This window comes from Cryobacterium inferilacus, from assembly GCF_019599185.1.
Lineage (GTDB): Bacteria > Actinomycetota > Actinomycetes > Actinomycetales > Microbacteriaceae > Cryobacterium > Cryobacterium inferilacus.
In genome coordinates this window covers 157,060-180,111 of sequence record NZ_JAIEUL010000003.1, presented here as the reverse complement: position 1 = coordinate 180,111, position 23,052 = coordinate 157,060, and the positions used below count along the sequence as shown (strand labels likewise).

General features: G+C 69.5%; 20 protein-coding genes. 8 read left to right on the top strand and 12 right to left on the bottom strand.

Going from position 1 to position 23,052, the window contains the following annotated elements; genetic code table 11:
- Positions 1-31: 31 nt before the first annotated feature.
- The 8 genes from K2F54_RS04220 to K2F54_RS04185 all read right to left on the bottom strand — a co-directional run bounded on the left by K2F54_RS04220 (position 32) and on the right by K2F54_RS04185 (position 9,376).
- Complete coding sequence (locus K2F54_RS04220) at positions 32-1,738, bottom strand: long-chain-fatty-acid--CoA ligase (RefSeq protein WP_220604603.1); 1,707 nt, start codon at positions 1,736-1,738, stop codon at positions 32-34.
- The gene (locus tag K2F54_RS04215; protein ID WP_220604602.1) at positions 1,735-2,805 is read right to left on the bottom strand and encodes a threonine aldolase family protein; all 1,071 of its coding nucleotides are present in this window, start codon (positions 2,803-2,805) and stop codon (positions 1,735-1,737) included. Before K2F54_RS04215 ends, K2F54_RS04220 begins: the two co-directional genes overlap by 4 nt.
- A gap of 40 nt (positions 2,806-2,845) precedes the next feature.
- Positions 2,846-3,871 (bottom strand): ABC transporter permease, encoded by a 1,026-nt coding sequence (locus K2F54_RS04210; protein ID WP_220604734.1) that lies wholly within the window; start codon positions 3,869-3,871, stop codon positions 2,846-2,848.
- 107 nt (positions 3,872-3,978) lie between these two features.
- On the bottom strand, positions 3,979-4,863 hold the full coding sequence (locus K2F54_RS04205; protein ID WP_220604601.1) for an ABC transporter ATP-binding protein: 885 nt from the start codon (positions 4,861-4,863) through the stop codon (positions 3,979-3,981).
- Between the two features lie 97 nt (positions 4,864-4,960).
- On the bottom strand, positions 4,961-5,467 hold the full coding sequence (locus tag K2F54_RS04200) for a universal stress protein (RefSeq protein WP_220604600.1): 507 nt from the start codon (positions 5,465-5,467) through the stop codon (positions 4,961-4,963).
- Between the two features lie 136 nt (positions 5,468-5,603).
- On the bottom strand, positions 5,604-7,043 hold the full coding sequence (locus tag K2F54_RS04195; protein WP_220604599.1) for an HNH endonuclease: 1,440 nt from the start codon (positions 7,041-7,043) through the stop codon (positions 5,604-5,606).
- A gap of 155 nt (positions 7,044-7,198) precedes the next feature.
- The gene (locus K2F54_RS04190) at positions 7,199-7,936 is read right to left on the bottom strand and encodes a response regulator (protein ID WP_220604598.1); all 738 of its coding nucleotides are present in this window, start codon (positions 7,934-7,936) and stop codon (positions 7,199-7,201) included.
- A gap of 54 nt (positions 7,937-7,990) precedes the next feature.
- The gene (locus tag K2F54_RS04185) at positions 7,991-9,376 is read right to left on the bottom strand and encodes a sensor histidine kinase (protein ID WP_255576675.1); all 1,386 of its coding nucleotides are present in this window, start codon (positions 9,374-9,376) and stop codon (positions 7,991-7,993) included.
- Positions 9,377-9,467: 91 nt separating this feature from the next.
- Between K2F54_RS04185 and K2F54_RS04180 the strand changes: the two genes are divergently transcribed.
- Positions 9,468-10,109 (top strand): TetR/AcrR family transcriptional regulator, encoded by a 642-nt coding sequence (locus K2F54_RS04180; RefSeq protein ID WP_220604597.1) that lies wholly within the window; start codon positions 9,468-9,470, stop codon positions 10,107-10,109.
- Positions 10,110-10,205: 96 nt separating this feature from the next.
- Positions 10,206-12,743 carry an MMPL family transporter gene (locus K2F54_RS04175; protein ID WP_220604596.1) on the top strand — a complete coding sequence of 846 codons (2,538 nt, stop codon included), beginning with the start codon at positions 10,206-10,208 and terminating at the stop codon, positions 12,741-12,743.
- Positions 12,744-12,932: 189 nt separating this feature from the next.
- Here the strand turns inward: K2F54_RS04175 and K2F54_RS04170 are convergent, their stop codons facing one another.
- Both K2F54_RS04170 and K2F54_RS04165 read right to left on the bottom strand, forming a co-directional pair.
- Entirely contained in the window at positions 12,933-13,610 is a 678-nt protein-coding gene (locus K2F54_RS04170; RefSeq protein ID WP_220604595.1) for an SDR family NAD(P)-dependent oxidoreductase, read from the bottom strand.
- Positions 13,603-15,009, bottom strand: a complete 1,407-nt coding sequence (locus K2F54_RS04165) for a DUF6421 family protein (RefSeq protein WP_220604594.1) — start codon at positions 15,007-15,009, stop codon at positions 13,603-13,605. Before K2F54_RS04165 ends, K2F54_RS04170 begins: the two co-directional genes overlap by 8 nt.
- A gap of 236 nt (positions 15,010-15,245) precedes the next feature.
- Here K2F54_RS04165 and K2F54_RS04160 point away from each other — a divergent pair, with 236 nt between their 5' ends.
- The gene (locus tag K2F54_RS04160; RefSeq protein ID WP_220604593.1) at positions 15,246-16,070 is read left to right on the top strand and encodes a hypothetical protein; all 825 of its coding nucleotides are present in this window, start codon (positions 15,246-15,248) and stop codon (positions 16,068-16,070) included.
- Positions 16,071-16,079: 9 nt separating this feature from the next.
- Here the strand turns inward: K2F54_RS04160 and K2F54_RS04155 are convergent, their stop codons facing one another.
- A complete protein-coding gene (locus K2F54_RS04155; protein WP_220604592.1) occupies positions 16,080-16,745 on the bottom strand; it encodes a GAP family protein in 666 nt (221 codons plus the stop codon).
- Positions 16,746-16,843: 98 nt separating this feature from the next.
- On the opposite strand from K2F54_RS04155, the gene K2F54_RS04150 reads away from it, so the two are divergent.
- The 5 genes from K2F54_RS04150 to K2F54_RS04130 all read left to right on the top strand — a co-directional run bounded on the left by K2F54_RS04150 (position 16,844) and on the right by K2F54_RS04130 (position 21,562).
- Positions 16,844-17,515: a nucleoside/nucleotide kinase family protein gene (locus tag K2F54_RS04150; protein WP_220604591.1), complete on the top strand. Its 672-nt coding sequence runs from the start codon at positions 16,844-16,846 to the stop codon at positions 17,513-17,515.
- Positions 17,516-17,537: 22 nt separating this feature from the next.
- A complete protein-coding gene (locus K2F54_RS04145; RefSeq protein ID WP_220604590.1) occupies positions 17,538-18,296 on the top strand; it encodes a DNA alkylation repair protein in 759 nt (252 codons plus the stop codon).
- Between the two features lie 258 nt (positions 18,297-18,554).
- Positions 18,555-20,192 carry a peptide chain release factor 3 gene (locus K2F54_RS04140; protein WP_308287506.1) on the top strand — a complete coding sequence of 546 codons (1,638 nt, stop codon included), beginning with the start codon at positions 18,555-18,557 and terminating at the stop codon, positions 20,190-20,192.
- A gap of 99 nt (positions 20,193-20,291) precedes the next feature.
- Complete coding sequence (locus K2F54_RS04135; protein WP_220604589.1) at positions 20,292-20,465, top strand: DUF1059 domain-containing protein; 174 nt, start codon at positions 20,292-20,294, stop codon at positions 20,463-20,465.
- 2 nt (positions 20,466-20,467) lie between these two features.
- Positions 20,468-21,562, top strand: a complete 1,095-nt coding sequence (locus tag K2F54_RS04130; RefSeq protein ID WP_220604588.1) for an EAL domain-containing protein — start codon at positions 20,468-20,470, stop codon at positions 21,560-21,562.
- Between the two features lie 13 nt (positions 21,563-21,575).
- Here K2F54_RS04130 and K2F54_RS04125 read toward each other — a convergent pair whose 3' ends face one another.
- Positions 21,576-23,045 (bottom strand): amidohydrolase family protein, encoded by a 1,470-nt coding sequence (locus K2F54_RS04125; RefSeq protein ID WP_220604587.1) that lies wholly within the window; start codon positions 23,043-23,045, stop codon positions 21,576-21,578.
- Between the last annotated feature and the right edge of the window lie 7 nt (positions 23,046-23,052).

Here is a 23,052-nt window from a genome sequence, read left to right as displayed (position 1 = left end):
GCCCTGCGCCGTCGGCCCTGCGCGGTCGGCCCTAGGCGGTCGGCTCTGCCGGCGCCTCGAGGCTGTCGCGCACCTTGCGGCGCAGAACCTTGCCGATCAGCGACCGGGGAAGCTCGTCGACCTCGATGATCTTGCGGGGCACCTTGTAGGCGGAGATGCGGGTGCGGCAGTACTCCCGCAGTCCGGCCACGTCGAGGGTGGCGCCGGCGATGAGCACCACGGCGGCCACGACATCCTCGCCGCCGTGCTCGCTCTTGAGACCCACCACAGCGGCATCGGCGATGTCGGGGTGCGAGAGCAGGGCGGCCTCTACCTCGGAGGGGGCCACGTTGAAGCCGCCGGTGATGATCAGTTCCTTGATGCGGTCCACGATGGTGACGAAGCCATCCGGAGACACCGTGACGATGTCACCGGTGCGCAGCCAGCCATCCGCCAGCAGTGTCTGGGCGGTTTCGGTGGGGCGGTCCCAGTAGCCGGAGAACACCTGCGGGCCACGGATGAGCAGCTCGCCCTCTTCGTCGAAGCCGCGGTCGACCGACGGGTCCTTGGGGTCGACGACCCGGATCTCGGTGCTGGGGAACGGTACTCCCACGGTGCCGTTACGCCGGCTCTCGCCCATCGGGTTGCCCACCGCGATCGGCGAGCACTCGGTCATGCCGTACCCCTCGACGAGCACGCCGCCGGTGGCCTCTTCCCACAGCTGCACGGTGCCCTGGGGCAGGCTCATCGCCCCGGAAATGGCGTACTTGGTGCCGCGAAGACTGACCTTCTGCTCGTTGGCGGCCGTGACGAGCTTCTCGTAAATCGGGGGCACAGCGGGCAGGAAGGTGGGCGGGGTGCGCTTGACGGCGTTGAGCACCAGGCCAACGTCGAACTTGGGGAACAGCACCAGCCGGGCGCCGATCGACATCGCGACGGTGAGGCAGAGGGTGAGGCCATAGGCGTGGAACATGGGCAGGACGCCGTAGAAGACCTCGTTGCCGCGTTCGAGTCCCGGCACCCAGGCCTCGCTCTGCTGGGCGTTGGCCTGCAGGTTGAAGTGGGTGAGGATGGCGCCCTTGGGCGACCCGGTGGTGCCGCTGGTGTACTGCAGCACGGCGGTGTCGCCGAGCAGCGGGCGGGGATGCGCGGTGCGCAGCCGGCGGGAACCGACCAGGGCGTTCCACTCGATGGCGTCCTTGAGCGGCTGGGCCACGGTGAGGGCGGCGCGGGCGGTGCGGGCCTTGGGGATCGGCAGGCGCAGCGCCAGCCGGGTGGTCAGCGGCATCGACCTGGTGACGTCGACGGCGACGACGGTGTGCAGGCCCATATCGCGGGGGAAGCCGCGCACCGTGGTGTAGACCTTGTCCCAGACGATGGCGACGCTGGCGCCGTGGTCCTCGAACTGGTGGCGCAGCTCGCGCTCGGTGTAGAGCGGGTTGTGTTCCACCACGATGGCACCGAGCCGCAGCACGGCATAGAACGCGACGATGTGCTGCGGGCAGTTCGGCAGCACGAGCGCCACCCGGTCACCCGGCTTGACGCCGAGCCGGCGCAGCCCGTTGGCCACGCGGGAGATCTCCTCACCGAGCTGGCCGTAGGTCATGGTGCCGCCGAAGAAGTCCAGTGCCACCTTGTCGGCGAACCGGCGGGTGGAGCCCTCGATCATGTCGACGAGGGTCTCGGTGGGATCCGCGATGGTGTTGGGCACGCCGGGGGCGTAGGAGCTCAACCAGGGCTTGTTCGTGAAGACGTTCATGCGCTGATCAGTTCCTTCTTCAGGGCGGCGACGAAATCGTCGACGTCGTCGGGGGTGGTGTCGTAGCCGCACATCCAGCGCACCTCGCCGGTGGCCGGGTTCCAGTCGTAGAACCGGTAGAACTCGCGTACCTTGTCGGCGACTCCGGCGGGCAGTACGGCGAAGATCGCGTTGGCCTGGGTGGGCTGGCTGAACGAGACGCCGGTCACCGAGCCATCCGCGATGCCCTCTTCAAGCGCACCGCGGAGCCGTGCGGCCATGGCGTTGGCGTGGTCGGCGTTGCGTTGCCACAGGTCACCATCGAGCAGGGCGATCAGCTGGGCCGAGATGAAGCGCATCTTCGACGAGAGCTGCATGTTGAGCTTGCGCAGGTACGTGAGCCCGGTGGATGCAGCGGGGTTGAGCACCACGATGCACTCGCCGAGCATCATGCCGTTCTTGGTGCCACCGAAGCTGAGCACGTCGACGCCCGCGTCGCTCGTGAACTCGCGGAACGGAACCCCGAGGGCGGCCGCGGCATTGGAGATGCGGGCGCCGTCCATGTGCAGCAGCATGCCCTTGGCGTGCGCATGCTCGGCGATGGCGCGCACCTCGGCCGGGGTGTACAGGGTGCCCAGTTCGGTGGTCTGGGTGATGGACACCACGAGCGGCTGGGCCCGGTGCTCGTCGCCCCAGCCCCAGGCCTCCTGGTCGATCAGCGCTGGGGTGAGCTTGCCGTCCGGCGTGGCGATCGGCAGCAGCTTGAGCCCGCCGACCCGCTCGGGGGCACCGCCCTCGTCGGTGTTGATGTGCGCGGTGCTCGCGCAGATGACCGCTCCCCAGCGCGGCAGCATCGACTGCAGCCCGGTGACGTTGGCGCCGGTGCCGTTGAACACCGGGAAGGCCTCGACGCCGTCGCCGAAGTGACGCGCGAAAACGCGCTGCAGTTCGGCCGTGTACACGTCGTCGCCGTAGGCGATTTGATGGGCGCCGTTGGCTCGCACGATCGCGTCGAGAATCTCCGGGTGAACGCCGGAATAGTTGTCGGATGCGAAGCCGCGGGAGAACAGGTCATGGAGGGAGGTCACCCCACCATCTTGGCGCAAACGGGCGCGGTGAATCTGTGCGTCAGCCGCGCAGCGCCTGCTTGTAGGTGACCCGTCCGCCCATCCGCAGCAGCGAGTTGCGGTAGATGCGGGAGCCGAACAGGATCACCCCGGCGGTGGTGAGGGCGAGGATGAGCAGCGACAGCACCGGCTCCCACCATTCGGCCGTGCCGAGGAAGACGCGCACGGGCATCCCGACCGGTGCGGAGAACGGCACGTACGACATGATCGTCATCACCAACGGGTTGTCATTGAAGAAGAGCACCAGGATGTACGGGATCATCACCAGATAGGTCACCGGTGCGGTGGTGGTGCCCACATCCTCCTGACGGGCGACCATCGACGCCGTCGCGGCGAAGAGCGCGGCGATCATGACGAAGCCGAAGGCGAAGAACACCGCGAACCAGCCGATGGCCGGGCCGAGGTCGGCCAGCAGCACCCGTTGGCCGGTGACCGCCATGCCGAGGCCCACGAGCAGGGCGATGGCCACGATCTGGGCCAGGGCCATGATGGAGTTGCCCATCACCTTGCCGGCCAGGAGCGCCCGCACCGGAATGGTGGACATCAGGATCTCCACCACCCTGGTCTGCTTCTCTTCGACGACGCTCTGCGCGATGGTGCTGCCGAAGGTGAGCGCCGACATGAAGAAGACCAGGCCGAAGCCGATCGCCACGATGTAGACGAGGAAGCCGTCTTGCGCCGCCGGTTCGAGCAGCTCGACGGTGGGGGAGACGCTGAGCGCGCCCATGACATCGCCCGGCGCGGAGTCCAGGGCGATGACGCTGACGCCGATCAGGGAGTCGTCTGGCACGACGGCCGCGGCGACGGTGCCGTCACGCACGAGCGCTTCGGCCTCGGCGACGTTCTCGGCGGGGACCGTGCTGAGCCCGGGGGTGTCACCCACCACGGCCTCGGCGGCGCCGACCACGGCCACCGAGGTGGTGGACGGGTTGGCGCTCACCAGGCCGCCGGCCACGACCGAGCCGACCGCGAGGAGCAACAGGATACCGGTGGAGATGAGGAACGCCTTGCTGCGCAGGCGCGACATGATCTCCCGGTTGGAGACCAGCCAGACGCTGGCCCAGAAGCTCGGCGCGGTGTGGCTGGCGCGGGAGCCGACGACGGCGGTGTCGGTGTTGGGTCTGGTGTCGGTAGTCACTGCACGACCTCCTTGAAGATTGTGGCGAGGGATGGCCGGACGTGGCCGAAGGAGTGCACGGCGCCGCGGGTGACGGCTTCACGGAGAACCTGCTGGCTGGCCGCGTCTGACGCTGCTTCGAAGACGGCCTCGCCGCCGTCGAAGTCGATCACGGTGATGCCGGCGACGCCGCGGATCCAGCCGGTGTCGGCATCCGTCTGGATCTCGAACCTGGGGGTGCTGAACTGGTCGCGCAGGCGCTCGCGGGAGCCGTTGGCGCGGATCTCGCCGGCGGCGATGATGACCAGGTCGTCGCAGAGGCGTTCGACGAGGTCGAGCTGGTGGGAGGAGAACAGCACGGGGGCTCCGGCGGCGGCGTGCTCCTTGAGCACCGTGAGCACCACCTCGACGGCGATCGGGTCGAGGCCGGAGAAGGGTTCGTCGAGCACCAGGAATTCGGGGTCGTGCACGAGCGCAGCGGCGATCTGGGCGCGCTGCTGGTTGCCCAGTGACAGGGCCTCGACCAGGTCGTTGGCGCGCTCGCCGAGGCTGAGCCGCTCGAGCAGGTCGCTGGTGTTGCGCTTGGCGGCCGCCGGGCTCAGGCCGTGCAGCCTGGCCAGGTAGACCAGCTGTTCGGCCACCTTCATTTTCGGGTACAGGCCGCGTTCCTCCGGCATGTAGCCGAATCGGCGCCGGTCACCGTCGGTGAGGGGCTCGCCGTCGAGCAGAACGCTGCCGGAATCCGACGACAGCACCCCCAGGATGATGCGCATCGACGTGGTCTTGCCGGCGCCGTTCGCGCCGACGAAGCCGGTCATGCGCCCGGCGCCCACCGTGAAGCTCACATCGGTGAGCACCTGATGGGTGCCGTAGTGCTTGTTGATGTCCCTGATCTCGAGCATGTCTGCCCTTTCGTGTCTTGACTCAACGCTAAGGATGCAGATCCGCGGCCGCATCCGCCTGCGGGCTGAGTGGATGGCTCCGCCTGGCGGGTGAGGCTCAGGCCTCGTCCCAGGGTGGTTCTTCGCCGAACGGGATGGGGTTGAGCGGGATGATCACGACCGGGCGCTGCTGGCCGTGCGAGAGGCGCATTGCCACCGAGCCGAGGAACAGATAGCGCAGGGAGTGCCGCACGGTGGGTTCGCGGGAGCCGACGACGATCATCACCGCCCGCACGGTTCCGGCCAAGTGACCGAGGGCTTTGGCCGGGTCACCGGCGAGGGCGCGGGTGGACCACTCGACGGGGCGGCCATGCAAAACCCGTTCGATCTGGGCGCGCAGGCCGGGGTCGAACTCCATCTCCGTGGTCTCCAGCGAGTCGGGGTCGAAGGACGCGCTGGTCATGCTGCCGTCTGGCCGTTCCTCGAGCAGATAGCGGCTGGGATCGACCGAGGCGCAGATCAGTTCGGCGCCGAATTGGGTGGCGAATTCCGAGGCGGCCAGAACCACGGCGTCGGGCTGGCCCGAGGTGACACCGACGACGATGGGCGGGGGCTTGCGCGCCATGGCTGCTCCTTTGGGGCGGAGTGCCCCGGCGCCGGTCACCCGGTGCCGGGCTCTTCCTCCGACCCTAGCGGGATGTCGGCCGTGAGCGCTGGCGGATATCCATGACCGGCCGGGAAACGGTCGGGGAACCGGTCGGTCAGAACGGCGGCGGGTCGTCGGTGTCTGGTCGCGGTGCGGGGAGCGGCCGCCTGACCGGGTCGTGCGTGACCGGGTCGTGCGTCGCCGGGTCATGCGTCGCCGGGTCGGTCTTCGCGGGTGCCGAGACGTAGGTCTTGCCGCCGGGGGTGGTCCAGGTGAGGGTGCCGCCGGGGCCTTGGCTGGTGTGGAAGCTGGATTGGTGTTTCAGCCGGTGGCACGGTTTACAGAGGTGCACGAGGTTGTCGACGTCGGTGCTGCCGCCGATGTTCCAGGGGCGGGTGTGGTCGATTTCGCTGAGCGTGGCCCGGCGGGTGCAGCCGATGCCCTGGCAGGTGTGGTCGCGGGCCTGCAGGTACCGGCGCATGTCCGCCGGTGGCGCGTACTGCTCGCGGCCCATGCTGAGTCGGCAGCCGGTCTCGGGGTGGGTGAGGATGCGGGTCCAGCTGGGCGCGGTGCCGGCGATCCGCCGGGCCGTCTCCGGGTCGATCGGCCCGTACCCCTCGAGGATGGCGGGTTCGTCGCTTCTGCCGAGCAGGGTCAGCGCGGGCACGGTGAGGTGCACGGTGCCGCGGATGCCGTGGCCGAGCCCGTTCGGGCCGATGCCGTCCAGCAGCAGGTCGCGGTAGGCGTCCGCGCGGCGCTGGTCCGTGGTGCGGCCGGGGTGCGCGGGGTCGGTGCCCGCGCCCGGTGCGGTGTCGGTGTCGTCCTTCACCTCGGCAGCGATGTGGCTGAGCCGGTCGTAGATCGCCTGGGCATCCTCGGCCTTGAGGTAGGCGTTCAACCAGGCCATCCCGTCGGCGTCGGGGTTCACTACGACGCGGCGCTTCACAAAGCCGGTGTCGGCGCGTTCCTGCAGCGGTACCGGGTGCATCCGTTCCAGGATGCGGCCGGCGACCCGGGCGAACTGGGCGGAGGTGAGTTTCTCCGCGGCGGGCAGAGCTTTCGCTTCGAAGTCGGGCAGGATCTCTTCGGGTACTCCGTCGGTGAGGGCGAGCATCTTCAGCGCGTGCCCCCAGGTGATCCGGCCCTCGGCCAGAGCCTTGTGGAAGCCCGGCAGTTGGTTGGTGAGGCGGCACGCGGAGAAGATCATGAGGCCGGCGGTGCCGGCCTTCAGCCGCAGGGCGCCAGCGGCCTCGGCGGCCATGCAGCGGCGGGCGAGTTCCTCGTCGTCCCAGGTCGGCCCATGCGCGCCGGTATCGGGGTCATTCCGGCCGGACTCGACCGGGTCGCCGCAGAGGCCAGCGATGATGGCCGGGTCGTGGCCGAGCCGATCGAGTTCGGCCAGCAGTCGGGTGCGCTCCGCATAGCCGGCCGCGAGTACTTTCTCGTTCTCGATCAGCGGGTCGATGACCGCGCGGATCGCCGCCGCGACCGGGTCCGCCAGCTCAGCCGAGGCATCGTCGGGGAGGTCGTCTGGGGTGGCATTCGAGGGGGCCATAGACACAGTCAAGCACCCACCACCGACACTCCCGATGCCAATGAATCACTGGTGGAGAACCTCGAAAGCCACCCCCTGTGGAGGAGGGGCGGCCGCTGAAATTAACGTTGTCCAAACCGCCGAATCGGCGGCCATCGCACCAGAGAATCGGAGGGTCAGCGCTGCGTGGCCCCCGGCACGACGATGCCGTGTTCGTAGGCGTAGACGACGGCCTGAATGCGGTCGCGCAGGTCGAGTTTCTGCAGCACCTTCGACACGTGGGTCTTCACCGTGGCCTCGCCGAGGTAGAGCCGGCCCGCGATCTCGGCGTTGGCGAGGCCCAGCGCGATCAGCTCGAACACCTCCCGCTCGCGATCCGTGAGCTCTCCCACCGCGGCGGGCTCAGGCCGCGCCGGCGACGGGGCGGCCGCGGCATCCGTGCTGCCGGTGGGGACCGTGCCAGGGAGCGGGCCGCGGGAGAACCGCTCGATGACGCGGCGGGTGATCTCGGGGGAGAGCAGTGCGTCGCCACGGGCGAGCACCTGCACCGCCTCCACCAGGGCCTCGGGGGTGGAGTTCTTGAGCAGGAACCCGCTGGCGCCGTGCTGCAGGGCGGAGAACAGGTAGTCCTCCCGGTCGAAGGTGGTGAGCACGAGCACCGCGCTGCGGCTGGCGGGGTCGGCCACGATCGCGCGGGTGGCGGTGAGGCCGTCCATGCCGGGCATCTGCACGTCCATACAGATCACGTCCGGCTGCAGGGCGGCGGCCTGGGCGATGGCGGTGGCGCCGTCGGCGGCCTCACCGACCACCACGATGCCCGGCTCGGATTCGAGGATGATGCGGAAACCGGCCCGCACCAGGGCCTGGTCGTCGACCAGGAGCACCCGTACTGCCGGTGTGTTCGCTGCGATCATGCCCCCACGCTATCGGGTGCACAACTCCTGCTGGTTTTCACAAACTGCCCCAAATCAGCTGATTTCGGCCCGATCCGCAGAAATTGCAGGAGTTATGCCCGCCAACGGCACCCGGGCGCGCACCAGGTAGCCGCCGCGAGGCCGGTTGGCCAGCTCGAGGGTGCCGCCGACGGCCGCGACCCGCTCGCGCATGCCCTGCTGGCCGAGCCCGCCGGCCACGCCGACGCCAGTGCCGGTGCCCGCGCTCGGGGTGACGGATGCGCCGGCCGGCCGCCCGGCGCCCCGCCCGGTGTCGGTGACCTCCAGCTCCACCGCATCCGGTTCGTAACGCAGCCGCAGCTCGGCGGTCGCACCGGCCCCGGCGTGCTTGCGCGTGTTGGTGAGGGCCTCCTGCGCGATGCGGTAGAGGCTCAGCCCGGTGGTTCCCGGCACCGGGCGCGGGTCGCCGATCACCTGCAGTCGCACGTCGAGCCCGGCGTCGATGTTCTCCTGCACGAGCTCGGCCAGCTGATCGACGCCGCGGGTGCTCGTGGTCTGATGCGCCGGCTGGCCGGCATCGCAGTCGGCGTCGTCGGCCCGGAGGGCGCCGAGCATGGTGTGCAGTTCTTCCACTGCGGTACGGGCGCTCTCCTCGATCACCGTGATCGCGCGGGCCGCGGCGGCCGGGTCGCGATCCAGGATGCGCCGCGCGGCGCCGGCCTGCACACCCATCACCGACACGTGGTGGGCGACCACATCGTGCAGCTCGCGCGCGATCCGCACCCGCTCCAACGACACGGCCTGGGCGGCGGTGCGTTCACGTTCGGTGGCGAGCTCCCGGGTGCGAGCCTCGAGCGCCGCGGATCGCCTGGCGGCCTGCCAGGCGGTGTCACCGAAGTAATACGCTGCCCAGAAGTAGACCAGATTGAGCAGCACCTGCAACATTCCATAGGCGGCATATGGCGAAAAGAAACCCTCCCGCGACAGCTCGGGGATCATGGTGGCCTGGTTGGCCTGTTCGATCAGCACCCAGAACAGCCAGATGAACATGCCCACGATGATGCCGAGCCTGGTCCACCTGGCGATGGCGCGGTGGTGACTCCAGGCGCCCACCGAATAGATGGCCACGTAGAGGCAGATGCTCGAGAACAGGGTGTCGGTCACGCCCATCGACCCGAAGACGCCGAAGACGATGGACACCAGCAGCGCCACGGCCTCGGGGAACCGCCGCCTGGCCGCCAGCGGCAGGGCGATCAGGCCCACCCACAGGGCGGCGAGCCACCATTCAGCCTCACCCATCAGCCCGGTGCCGAGGGTGAGCGAGATGCTGAGCGCGGTGCCGCCGGCCAGTGCCAGCGCCACCCAGGCATCCACCCGGTAGCCGGCGCGGGGGCCGCGCGGCCGGCGCCAGCCGTCGGCCAGGGGATCTGTGGCCATGCTCGGGTGGGCATCGGTACTCATGGCTCCACGCTAGCGTCGCGTCTGCGCGGGCGCCTCAGCCCAGAGGGGGAGGCACTTGCACTTCGTGCGTCGTTGCACTTAGTGTAATCACGTGACATCCGTGAACCTCGCCCCCGACCGCCGCGCCGAGCTCAAGGCGCGACACCGTGAGGCGATTCTGGCTGCCGCCGATTCGCTCATTCGCGAGCGCGGCAAGCCGCAGTTCAGCGTCGACGAACTCGCCGAGCGCGCCGACGTCTCCCGGCGCACCGTGTTCAACCACTTCGGCTCGCTCGATGACGTGATCATGACCACCTGCACCCGGTTGCTCAGCGCGGTCGTCGACGAATTCCGGGCGGCGACGCAGGCGACTCCCGCGGGAGACGGCAGCCTCGTGGCTCTCTTCGACGAGATCACCTCGGCCGTGCGGGCCATCGACCTGCCCACCGTGGTCGCCTACCTGTGGGGGGTGCTCGACGCCGATTGCGAGACCGGCCGTTCGCCGCACGCCCTGGGGGATGTCTTCACCAGGGCGACCGAGCAGCTCTCCATCGAAATCGCCGACCGCAACACCGCGATCGACGGGTTCGAGGTGGCGATCCCGGTCAGCTCGCTCATGAACGGCGTCGCCGTGGTGTCCAGCCACTGGATCGCCCGCACCGGCGGCACGCTCGACGACAGCTCCAGAGCCGTGTGGGACGACCTGCTCGACCGTCTCATCGACTCGGTGCGCACCGGCTACCCCGCGGCCTGACCTCGACCTCTCCCCGCTCCACCCCCAGCTCTCTTCCCGATGACGCGATGCGAGACACCTGCAGTAACCCGACATCAAGAAAGAACCTCTAGGACAATGGCATCCCTCCTTTACCGACTCGGTCGGTTCTCCGCCCGCCGAGCCTGGCTGGTCATCGTCGCGTGGGTGGTCATCCTCGGCCTCGCCGGCGGTGCGTTCGCCCTCTTCGGCGGAACGCTCACCTCCTCCGTCAGCATCCCGGGCACCGCGACCCAGGCGGTCAGCGACGAGCTCGCCGAGAAGTTCCCCGCCGCCAGCGGTGGGCGGGGCACCGTGGTGTTCACCACCACAGACGACGCGGCGTTCACCGAGGAGCAGAAGGCCGCGATCGGTGAGCTGCTCACCGACACCGTCGAGCTCGACAATGTGACCTCGTCGACGAACCCGTTCGACACCCAGGCGCAGATCGACTCGCAGGCCCAGCAGATCGTTGACGGCCGCCAGGCGATCGTCGACGGCACGACTCAGCTCGAGGCCGGTCAGGCGCAGATCGACGCAGCGACAGCCCAGCTCGAGGCCGGTCAGGCGCAGCTGGATGCCGCCATCAGCCAGGCCGAGGCGGCCGGGCAGCTCGCCGCCGCGCAGCCCACACTGGATGCGCAGCAGGCCCAGATCGATGCCGGCCTGGCCACCATCGCCGAGCAGCAGGCCACCCTCGATGCGGGTCGCACCGAGCTCGAGACACAGAGCACCACCCTCGAGGAGGGCTCCGACCTGCTCGACCTGGCCGTGGACATCCGTCAGGTCTCGGCCGACGAGACGACCGCTGTCGCCAGCCTGCAGTTCGACACCTCGCTCAACCAGGTGCCGGCCGAGTCGAAGGAGGCGATCGTCGAAGAGATGGACAACGCCGGTATCGACGGCGTCGTCGCCGAGGTGTCCAACGACATCGCCGCGAGCATCCCCGAGATCCTCGGCCCGGGCGAGATCGGCGGCGTCATCATCGCGGCCGTCGTGCTGTTCGTCATGCTCGGCACCCTGATCGGTGCTGGTCTGCCGCTGCTGAACGCCCTCGTCGGCGTCGGCGTCGGCGTGCTCGCCTCCCTCGCGCTCTCCGGCTCTGTCGAGATGCTCTCGGTCACCCCGGTTCTCGGTGTGATGCTCGGCCTCGCCGTCGGTATCGACTACTCGCTGTTCATCCTCAACCGGCACCGCACCCAACTGCGCAACGGCGTGGACCTGCAGGAGTCGATCGGCCTGGCCAACGGCACGTCGGGCAACGCCGTCGTCTTCGCCGGAGCCACGGTGCTGATCGCCCTGCTCGCCCTCAACCTCACCGGCATCCCGTTCCTCGGGCTGATGGGTACGGTCGGCGCGGTCTGCGTGTTCGTTGCGATCCTCATCGCCATCACCATGACGCCGGCGATGCTGGGCCTGGTCGGCGCGAAGATCCTCACCAAGAAGGCCCGCGCGCAGATCGGCACCCCCGCCGTCAAGGTCGTGGCGCCCATCAAGCCGATGAACACCGTGCGCGCCGTCGTGACCGTTGTCGCCGGCATCGCCGTGCTGCTGATCGTCGCGATTCCCGCGCTCTCGATGCGGCTGGGCCTCCCGGCCGGTTCGTCCGAGCCGCTGGATTCCAGTGCCTACCGGGCATACAAGCTCGTCGACGACAAGTTCGGCGCCGGCGTCAACGGCCCGCTGCTCGTGGTCGCCGACCTGGAGTCTGCCGTCACTGACGAGGAACTGATCGGCGAGCAGGTGCGAATCGGCACCGCGCTCAAGGCGGAGAACGACGTCGTCGCGGTCGCCCCGATCGGTGCGTCAGACGACGACCTGCTGCTCGCCTTCCAGGTCATCCCCGAGGAGGGGCCGACCAGCGAGTCGACCGAGCAGCTCGTGCGCGATCTGCGGGGCCTGGACATTGAGGGCGTCAGCTCCCTCGGCGTCGCCGGCAACGCATCCGGCAACATCGACGTGAGCGAGAAGCTCGCCGACGCGCTGCCGCTCTACCTGCTGGTTGTCGTGGGGCTGTCGTTGGTCATTCTGATCTTCGTGTTCCGCTCGATCCTGGTTCCCCTCACCGCAACGCTGGGCTTCGTGCTGTCGCTGTTCGCGGCGTTCGGCGCCATCACGGCGGTCTTCCAGTGGGGCTGGCTGGGGTTCCTGTTCGGCATCCACGACCCGGGGCCCATCCTGAGCTTCCTGCCGATCCTCGTTGTCGGTGTGCTGTTCGGCCTGGCGATGGACTACCAGCTGTTCCTGGTCAGCGGAATGCGCGAGGCGTACACCCACGGTTCGTCTGCACGACTGGCGGTGCAGCGCGGCTTCCACGCCGGGCGCACCGTGGTGATCGCGGCCGCACTGATCATGGCGTCGGTCTTCGCCGGCTTCGTGTTCTCGAACTCGGTGATGATCCAGTCGATCGGCTTCGGCCTGGCCATCGGCGTGCTGCTGGATGCGTTCGTCGTGCGACTGCTCATCATCCCGGCCGTCATGCACCTGCTGGGTGACGCGGCCTGGTGGCTGCCGAAGTGGCTGGATCGCATCCTGCCCAACGTCGACGTGGAGGGCGCGTCGCTCGAGCGCACGCATCCGCTGCACCCGAGCGAGCACGAGCCGGAGCTCGAGCCCGTGCCGGTGCCGCGCAGCTAACCGCCGGCCCTGCTCAACGCGGCCCAGTCCCTCACCGGGGCTGGGCCGCGTTCGTGTGTCCCCGGCGTGCGCGGCATAACTCCTGCAATTTCTCAGAATCCGGCCGGATCAGCCCCAAATCAGCCAGATTCGCAAAAAATTGCAGGAGTTATGCACCTTGGCGCCGGGCCGGGGTGGGCAGGGCAGGGGCTAGGGGGTGAGGATGCGGCGGGTGTTGTTGAGGGCGGCGGCGGGGGCGTCCCAGAGGGCCACGACCTCCGCCGCGAGCCGGGGTTCGAGGCCGTCGAGGGAGCGCACCGCGAAGATCACGGCGGCGGCGGTATCGCCGGACTTGGCGAAGCCGTGCCCCACCGCCCTGGTCCAGGTCTCGGCCGCCGCCTTGGCGCTGGCGTAGTTGGCGCCGCCGGGAGTGGGCGCATCCACCGACACCGACGACACGATCGCGAGCCGGCCGGTGAACGAGGCCAGCAGGTCGGCGTTGAATGCGCGGGTGGTGTTGCGCAGAGTCTGCACGACCCGCTCATGCAGAAAGTCCCAGTCCGTATCGGTCTGGCCGTCGAGGCCGCCGCCGCCGCGCCAGCCGCCCACCAGGTGCACGAGGCCGTCGATGGGCCCGTGCTCGGCGTGCAGTGTCGCCGCCAGCGCCGTGACCTGGGCGTAGTCGGCCAGGTCGCAGACGTACACGGATGCGTCCGGCGCCACCTCGATCACCCGCTCCAGGCGCTCGGCGTCAGACCCCACGGCCAGCACCTGGGCGCCCGCCCCCGCCAGGGCGGCCGCGACGGCTACCCCGGCTGTGCTGGTCGCCCCGGCGATGAGAACGGTATGCCCGGCGACGCCGGCTGGGTCGACCACGGGCTCAGGCATGCGCCGTGATGCCCACGGTCGACTCGATGACCGGCTTCATCTTCTTGTCGAGCGCCTCGAAGAACATCGACAGCGGGAACTCGTCGTCCAGGACCAGGTCGGTGTAACCCTTCGGCGGCCCGGCCAGTACCTCCAGCGGCAACCCGCGCGCCCAGGTGGACGCCGGGTTGGGGGTGAGGGTCTCGGTGAGCATCGCGTAGGCGGCCAGCCAGTGCGCCTTCTTCGGCCGGTCGATCGACGCCCAGTACAGCTCGTCGATCTGGGCGCCGAGCGCGATGACCACCTCTGGCACCGCCTCCCAGTCGAAGGAGAGCGCCGTGTCGGTCCAGTGCAGCACGTGGTGCTGGTGCAGCCAGGCGAACAGCAGTTGCCCGCCCAGGCCGTCGTAGTTGCGCACCCGGCTGCCGGTGATGGCGAACCTGAAGATGCGGTCGAAGATCACCGCGTACTGCACCAGCTTCGCGTGCCGGCGAGCCTCGTCGCTGGCGGTGTCGTCGTGTTCGATCTTCACCGATTCGCGGAACGCGGTGAGGTCGCAGCGCAGTTCCTCGAGCGAATAGAGGAAGAACGGCATCCGCTGCTTGATCATGAACGGGTCGAACGGCAGGTCGCCGCGCATGTGGGTGCGGTCGTGGATGAGGTCCCACATCACGAAGGTCTCTTCGGTGAGGTGCTGATCGTCCAGCAGCGCGGCGGCCTCCGCGGGCAGTTCGAGCCGGGTGATCGAGGCTGCGGCGCGCACCACGGTGCGGAACCTGGCGGCCTCGCGGTCGGCGAAGATCGCGCCCCAGGTGAAGGTGGGGATCTGCCGCATCGCCACGGTCTCGGGGAAGAGCACCGCCGAGTTGGTGTCGTAGCCGGCCGTGAAGTCGAGAAAACGGATGGGCACGAACAGCTTGTTGGTGTACTCGAGCTCCAGCTCGGCCACGAATTCCGGCCAGATCACCTCGATCAGCACCGCCTCGACGAGCCGGTTGGTGCTGCCGTTCTGGGTGTACATCGGGAACACCACCAGGTGCCGGATGCCGTCGACCCGACTCTGTTGCGGCTGGAAGGCCATCAGCGCGTCGTAGAAGTCGGGTACACCGAACCCCTCGGCCACCCAGCGGTCGAAGTCGGCCACCAGCGCGTCGAGGTAGGCGGCATCGTGCGGAAAATGCGGGGCGAGCTCGCGGACGGCCGAGGTGATCTCGGCGACGGACGCGCGCGCATCCGTGTGCGCACCGGGCTCGGGAATCGAGCCGTCCTGAGCCTGCACGGTCTGCAGGGTGGTGGCGGCGTTCTTCAGTCGCAGCCAGGCGGGCGATCCGGTGAGGTCGGCGGCGCGGGTGTTGTTCAGAGCGGCGTCTTCGAGAACCTCGGGCTCACCGACCAGTGCTGCTGCAATGTAATTCGACATGGGAACCTCCCGTCCTCGTGCGTGCCGCGGTCGCGGCCGGTTGATGCGCGCGCGGGTGCGCGCCGAACTCAGCGTATCCGGGCGTCGGCGGCGTTTTCATGCGAATGACCGCAACGAATCATCGGTATCGGGCGGCCTGACGCTGGATCAGTGCGCTCACGGGTTCCCCGGATTGGGGGGACCGGCCGGTGCCGGCGCCGATTACCCTGTGTCGTATCGGATGTGGGGGAACAGTCATGATCGGTTCATTGCGCTCTTCGGCTCAGCGGCCCGGCCGGCCCGGGTTGTCGGTGGTTCTGGCCCTGGCCGCCGTCACCTCCGTCGCGCTGACCGGATGCGCCGCCACCCCGGCGGCGTCGATCGGCCCGACCGCGTCAGCGGCGGTCACGCCACCGGCCGCGGCGCCACCGGCTGCAACGCCATCGGCGCAGCCGGCGGACACGGCCGAGCCGGCGGACACGGCGGCCCCCGCACCCGACGCCACCCCCGCTGCCGGAGCGATCACGGCCGAGACGCCGCTCGACGCCCTCGCCGCCTGGGCGATCTGCAAGGCGCTCGGCGACGGTGGCAATCAGAGCGTGCACCGCCTGACCCGGGTGTACGACCCCGCGAACATCACTCCGACCGGAACCGGCTTTTCCGTGCAGCTCATCGGCGATGTCGGCGCCCAGAGCGACACCGACTCCTGGTGCGACGTCTCCGGAACCTTTGGCGACCCCCGAGTCACGTTCCACCTGTTGCAGGCCGAGCCGTCCGGCCTCACCCCGAGTCCGGCGTTCACGGTCGCGGCGCCTGCCGACGGTGAGCGCACCGCGGGGTCGCCCATGGACGCGCTCACGGCCTGGGCGGTGTGCACAGGCTTCGAGCGCGGCATTGACCTGGAGCTGGAGTCCGAAACGGGTATAGCCACGAACGCCTACGACTCCGACCTCATCTCGGCGGCGGACGGGACGTTCACGGTTTACATTCTGGGCTCGGCCGACTCCACCGGCCCGACCGCCACATGCACGGTGTCCGGTGCGCTCGGCGACCCGATCGCCGAGTACCTGCTGCCCCGGTAGCGGCAGTCGTCACAGCCCGGACAGGCCGCCGCCGATCAGCACGGCACCGATCACGAGCAGCACCACGCTCATGATCGCCGTGTTGTGGCGCACCAGCAGTGCCCTGGCCTCATCGAGTCGGTCGCGCATGCGATCGCCGGCCACGACGAAGGCCAGCACCGGTGCGGCGACGCTGGCGCAGGCGAGCAGAGTGTAGGCGCCGGCCACCGTGAGCGTCTGGGCCAGGGGCAGGCCGGCCGCGCCGATGGTGATGCCCGCACCCACCCCGAGGAGGAGCTCCTTGGGGTTGGCCACCGAGAGCAGGAACGCCAGCCAGGCGGCCCCGGTGGGGGAGCTGCCCTCGATCGCTCCCATCCAGCCGGGCAGGGCGGCGTCGTCGTCGGTGCGGGGCCGACCCCGCCACTTCCACCCGGCCAGCACCACGAGTGCGACGCCCACGAGAACGCGCGCCACCGCGACGGCGGGTGACGCGTCGTCGGAGCGTTCGATGAGGTCGGAGATGGCGGCCACGAGCACGACGATCAGCGCAACACCCAGCACCCGGCCGGCCAGGAACGCCAGCCCCGTCGGCCGACCGGCGGGGGACAGCAGCACCAGCACAACCGCGATGATCGGGATTGGGCTGAGGGCGACCGCGACCGCCACGGGCAGCACCGCGCCGAATGCCTCGATCACGACGGGCCACCTCCAGTTCGGTCAGGCCAATCGTGCCACCGCTCTGGCGTGGGCAGAAGGGCAGGCGAATGGGCCCCCGCACCCGGGATAGTTGTCTTATGAACATCGAAGAGGGGCCTCGCGTGTCCACTCCTGACCTGGCCACGGCCGACCTGGCCCGGCGGGTGCTCGGCCTGCTCGGCGGGAACAGCCGGATCATCGTGGGCATCACCGGCAGCCCCGGTGCGGGCAAGACCACCCTCGCCAGGCAGCTGGTGGAGCACCTCAACGCCGGTGGGGCCGACTCCCGGGCGGTCTACCTGCCGATGGACGGCTTCCACCTGGCCAACGCCACCCTCGACCGGCTCGGCATCCACGACCGCAAGGGCGCCATCGACACCTTCGACGGCTGGGGATTCGTCGCGCTGCTGAACCGGGTGCTCGCCGAGCAGCACCATACCGTCTACGCGCCGAGCTTCGAGCGCACCGTCGACGAGGGCATCGCGGGGGAGGTTGCGATTGCGGCCGGCACCGAGATCGTGATCGTGGAGGGCAACTACCTACTCGTGGACCAGGAACCGTGGAACCGGATACCGGGTCTGTTGGCCGAGGTCTGGTTCTGCGAGACCGCGGCAGACGAACGGCTCGCCCGCCTGGTCGACCGGCACACCAGGCACGGTCGCAGCCCGGAGGCCGCGCACGCCTGGGCGAGCTCGGTGGACGGCGCGAACGCGATCCTGATCGAGGAGAGCAGGGCGCGGGCCGATCTGGTGGTCTCCGGGGCGGACTGAGCTGTCGGGCTAATCTGCTGCCATGACGGATGCCGCGCACCACACCAGCCCGACGGCGGCCGAGGTACGCGCCGCGCTCGCCGCGGTGGCCGACCCTGAACGCGCTGCCGGTGCCGCCCGGTACTTCCAGACCGGTGTGGGGCAGTACGGCGAGGGTGATCTCTTCATCGGGGTGACGGTGCCAGAAGCCCGTGCGGTGGTCAAACGGTTCTCGTCCCTGCCGGCGAACGAGACCGAGCTGCTCCTGGCCGACCCGGTGCACGAGCACCGGCTGACCGGCCTGCTGATCCTGGTGGCGCAGTTCGCCCTGGCCAGCGCCGCCCGCACCAGGGACGACCAGGAGCGTCGGGCGCTTGCCGAGTTCTACCTCGAGCAGGTGCGGGCCGGCCGGGTGAACAACTGGGACCTCGTCGACCTGTCGGCGCCCGGCCTGCTGGGCGAGTACCTGTTCGACCGGCCCCGCGGGCTGCTCTACGAACTCGCGGCCAGTGGCATCCTCTGGCAGCGCCGCGTGGCGGTGATCGCGACGCACACCTTCATCCGCCACGGTGACGCATCCACCACCCTCGACCTGGCCGAGCGGTTGCTGGGCGACCCCGAGCCGCTGCTGCACAAGGCCGTGGGCTGGATGCTGCGCGAGGTTGGTGCCCGCGTGGATCGGGCGGTGCTCGTCGAGTTTCTCGACCAGCACGCCGGGCGGATGCCGCGCACCATGCTCAGCTACGCCACCGAGCACCTGAGCCCTGAGCTGCGGGCGCACTACCGCGCTGTGCCCCGCTGACGCTGCCGTGCCGCGCTGACGCCGACGTGCCCCGCTGCGGACGAGTTGCCCCGTTGCAGCGGGGCAACTGGTCCGAAAGAGGGCAACTCGCGGCGGTTGGCCAGCCGTGCAGGTTAGGTTTGAAGGACGTGCGCGCGTCAGCGTCGCGCGTTTGTCGTGCCCAGCGCCACCGCAACCCAGTTTGCGGCGGCCGAACGGGGCCGGCACCAGACTTGAGGCGCTCATCCGCGCCACGCTATTAGAGGTAGGAACGCGAACGTGGCTGAAGCAACACTGACCCCGGGCACCGAGGTGTCCCCGAAAGAGGTCGAGGCCCAGGCCATCCGCCGGCGCACCTTCGCCGTCATCTCCCACCCCGACGCGGGTAAGTCCACGCTCACCGAAGCGCTGCTGCTGCACGCGCGCGCCATCACCACCGCCGGCGCCACGCACGGCAAGGCCGGCCGCCGCGGCACCGTCTCCGACTGGATGACCATGGAGCAGGAGCGTGGCATCTCGATCACGTCCGCCGCCATCCAGTTCGAGTACCGCGACAGCGTGATCAACCTCGTCGACACCCCCGGCCACGCCGACTTCTCCGAGGACACCTTCCGGGTGCTCTCCGCGGTGGATGCCGCCGTGATGCTCGTCGACGCCAGCAAGGGCCTCGAGGTGCAGACCATGAAGCTCTTCGAGGTCTGCAAGCAGCGGGGGCTCCCCGTCATCACCGTGATCAACAAGTGGGACCGGCCCGGCTCCGCCGCGCTCGACCTGATGGACGAGATCCGCACCCGCACGGGCCTGATCCCCACCCCGCTCACCTGGCCGGTCGGCATCGCGGGTGACTTCCGCGGTGTGATCGAGCGCGACAGCACCGACTTCATCCGTTTCAACCGCACCGCAGGCGGCGCCACCCGCGCCGACTCCGAACGCACCACCGCCGAGGAGGCCGCCGCCGCAGAGGGCGACGCCTGGATCGCCGCCGCCGAGGAATCCGAGCTGCTCGCCGAGGAGGGCCAGAACCACGACGAAGAGTCGTTCCTGGGCGGCGTCACCACCCCGGTGCTGTTCTCCGCCGCAGTGCTCAACTTCGGTGTGCAGCACATCCTCGACACCCTGGTGGACTTCGCCCCGCCCGCCGAGGCGCGCCTCGACGCCGCCGGCGGCCACCGCCCGGTGACCAGCCCGTTCTCCGGCTTCGTCTTCAAGGTGCAGTCGGGCATGAACTCCTCGCACCGCGACTACGTCGCCTTCGTGCGCGTCTGCTCCGGCCAGTTCCGCCGCGGCATGGTGGTCACCCACTCCGCCACCGGCCGCCCGTTCGCCACGAAGTACGCCCAGCAACTGTTCGGCAAGGACCGGGAGGTCGCCGAAGAGGCCTGGCCCGGCGACATCGTCGGTCTGGTCAATGCCTCAGCACTGCGCGTGGGCGACTCGATCCACGAGGGTGCCCCGGCCGTCACCTTCCCGCCGCTTCCGATGTTCGCGCCCGCGCATTTCCGCGCCGTGCGCCCCGCCGACACCAGCAAGCACAAGCAGTTCCGCCGCGGCATCGACCAGCTCGACCACGAGGGCGTCATCCAGGTGATGCGCTCCGACCTGCGCGGCGACCAGGCGCCGGTGCTCGGCGCCGTGGGCCCGATGCAGTTCGAGGTGGTCGAAGAGCGGATGTCGCACGACTTCGGTGCCGCCATCCGCAGCGATGTGCTGCCGTACCAGCTGGCCCGCCGCACCGACAAGGAGAGCGCGCTGATCCTCGGCCACGACCGTCAGGTGGAGGTGCTGCGCCGCAGCGACGGCACCCTGCTGGCCCTGTTCAGCACCCCCTGGCGGCTGCGCAACACCGTGCGCGACCACCCCGAACTGCTGCTCGAAGACCTCGCCGGCGGCGGCCCGATCGACGAGGTTCGCTACTAGCCCGCCAACCCCAATCCGAAACCGCATCGTCGCCGAACTACACTCTGAAACATACGTACACATCACGTCGCCGGTGGCGACAAGGTCAAGGGGTTTGTCATGAAGTCATTTGCGTGCGGAGATGTCGTGCCGGGTTGCACGGCCAGCTGGGTCAGCTCCACCGATGACGAGATCCTCGTCCTCGTCGCCCAGCACGCCAGCGCCGCCCACGGCATCGAGACCGTCACGCCCGAGTTGGTCGAGAGCATCACCGACCGTATCGTCTCCGTCTGACGATGCCGCACTCCGCCGCGGAGTGGACCGAGTTGTTGGATACGGTCGCCTCCGGAACCGGTGTGTCCGCGGTCTTCCAGCCGATCGTGGACACCGCCAGGGGAACCGTGGTGGGGTACGAGGGGCTGGCGCGGTTCGAGATGCCAGCGGGGATCGGCGTGGAGGACCTGTTCGCCCAGGCTCGCGCCGCCGAGCGTTCGGCGGAAATCGAAGCGATCTGCCTGCGCGTGATCCTGGCGCACCGCGCCTCGATCCCCACCAACTGCTTCCTCACCGTGAACGTGTCACCACACGTGCTGCAGCAGGAAGCGATTCGGGCGGTCTGGCGCGATCAGGGCGACCTCGCCGGGGTGTTCGTCGAGCTCACCGAACAGTCCGCGATCGACTCCGCCACCGATCTCGAGCCCGAGCTCGACGCCATCCGTGCTGCCGGAGGCCTGATCGCCGTGGACGACCTCGGCTCGGGCTATGCCGGCCTCAGTCGCCTGCTGGTGCTCAAGCCCGCGCTGATCAAACTCGACCGGGAGCTCATTCAGGGCATCGACACCGACGAGGCGAAGCGGGCGCTGGTGGAGATGGTCGGCACGTTCGCGAGCCGTATCGACTCGTGGGTGCTGGCCGAGGGCATCGAAACCGAAGCCGAATACGACGCCATCACGGCGCTCGGGGTGCCCCTCGCGCAGGGATACTTCCTCGCCCGCCCCGCACCCGCGTGGCCAGAGTTGTCCACACTCGTGCTGCCCAGCGCCGACCCGAAACAGATCGCCACGGTGCGGGACCTGCTCGACACCGCGCCCGCCGTGGAGTCGGTGGCGGAGGCGGCCAGGGTCTTCAGCGACCACGCCGGGGTGCGCGCCGTGGTGCTGCTCGACCGGCACGGCCGCCCCGTCTCGGTTCTCGACAGCGAGAGCGCCTCCCTCGGTGTCACCGCCGACGCCATGCGGGTCAACCTCGACACCCCGGTGACGGATGCGCTGCTGCGCGCGGTCACCCGCGACAGCACCCACCGCTACGACCCGCTCATCGTCACCGACAACGCAGGCCGCTACGCCGGCATCGTGCGTCTGGAGCGCCTCATCACCGCCGCGGTCGGGTGACGCTGCCCGCGGCTCAGACCTCCGCGGCCTCGTGGGTGGAGCTGGTGCGGTACTCGGTGTAGGTGTACGGGTTGTCGAGGATCTTCGTCTCGGGGATGTCGGGGTTCATGCCCGCCCGCCAGACGTCGTCGCCCAGGGTGGACTGCAGGTGTGTGATGGTGTCCTCCACCGCGGTGCGGGCAGCGGCGAGCTGGTTGCCGACCAGCGCGTGGGCGTACTTCACGATCCTGCCGTTGACCAGCACGGTGTGCACGTCGGCCCGGTTGGCCTGCAGGGCGATGTGCCCATAGGGGTTCAGGATCGGGAACATCGACGGGGAGTCGTCGTTCTTCACCAGCACCACATCCGCCTTCTTGCCCACCTCGATCGAGCCGAGCGTGGCCTCCTTGCCTAGCGCCGCGGCGCCGCCTCGGGTGGCCCAGTCCACCACGTGCTCGGCGCGCAGGTGCGAGTGGGTGACGGTGTCGCCCAACTCGTGCGCCTTCATGTGCTCGATGGACCGGTCGGCGCCGAGCGTGGTGCGCATGGCCGCGAACAGGTCGCTGCTGAACCACACGCTGGTGTCCACCGACAGTGACACCGGGATGCCGTGTGACCGCAGCACCCACGACGGCGGGTAGCCCTGGCCGCAGCTCTGCTCGCTCTCGGTCGACAGCGAGACCGATCCGCCGGTGGCGGCGATGCGCTGGTAGGAGTCGTCGGAGAGTGTGGCCGCGTGCACGTAGACCGTGCCGGGGGTCATGAAGCCGTTCTCGTACATCAGCCGGATGCCGTCGTCGTTGGTGGCACCCCACACGCCGGCGTGCGTGGTCACGGCCAGGTCCAGGTCGCGGGCCACCTCGAACGCGCGCCGCTCTGGGAAGGTGGGGTCGCCGGTGACATCGAACGCCATCTGGAAGCCGGTCATCTCGTTGCCCTTCTCGCGGGCGGCGGCGAAGGCCTTGAACTCGTCGGAGTCCGACCACTCCCAGGGGCCTGCGAAGATGTTGCCGTAGGCCAGCACCGACCGGCCCGGCGCCTCCTGCAGCGCAGCGAGCGCGGCCTCGGCGTGGCCAATGGTGCGCAGGCCATGCGACCAGTCCACCGTGGTGGTGATGCCGGCGTCGATGGCGTCGAGGGAGGAGAGCAGGTTGCCGGCGTAGACATCCTGCGGCCGGAAGTGCTTGCCGTGCTCGAGGTAGTACCAGACGAAGTACTGGGTGAGGGTCCAGTCGGCGCCGTAGCCGCGCATCGCGGTCTGCCACATGTGCCGGTGGGTGTCGATCATGCCGGGCATCAGGATGCCGCCGGCCGCGTCGATCTCGAAGGTGCCGTCTGGCACGACCAGGTGCGGGCCGATCGCCGCGATGCTGTCGTCGACGACGAGCACGTCGGTGTGCGGCAGGACCTGCCGTGCGGAATCCATGGTTAGCACTGTGGCATCGCGGAAGACGGTGCCCGGCGGCGTGTGGTCTGGCAGGGCGGGAATGGGGGTGGCGGGCATGACGGGC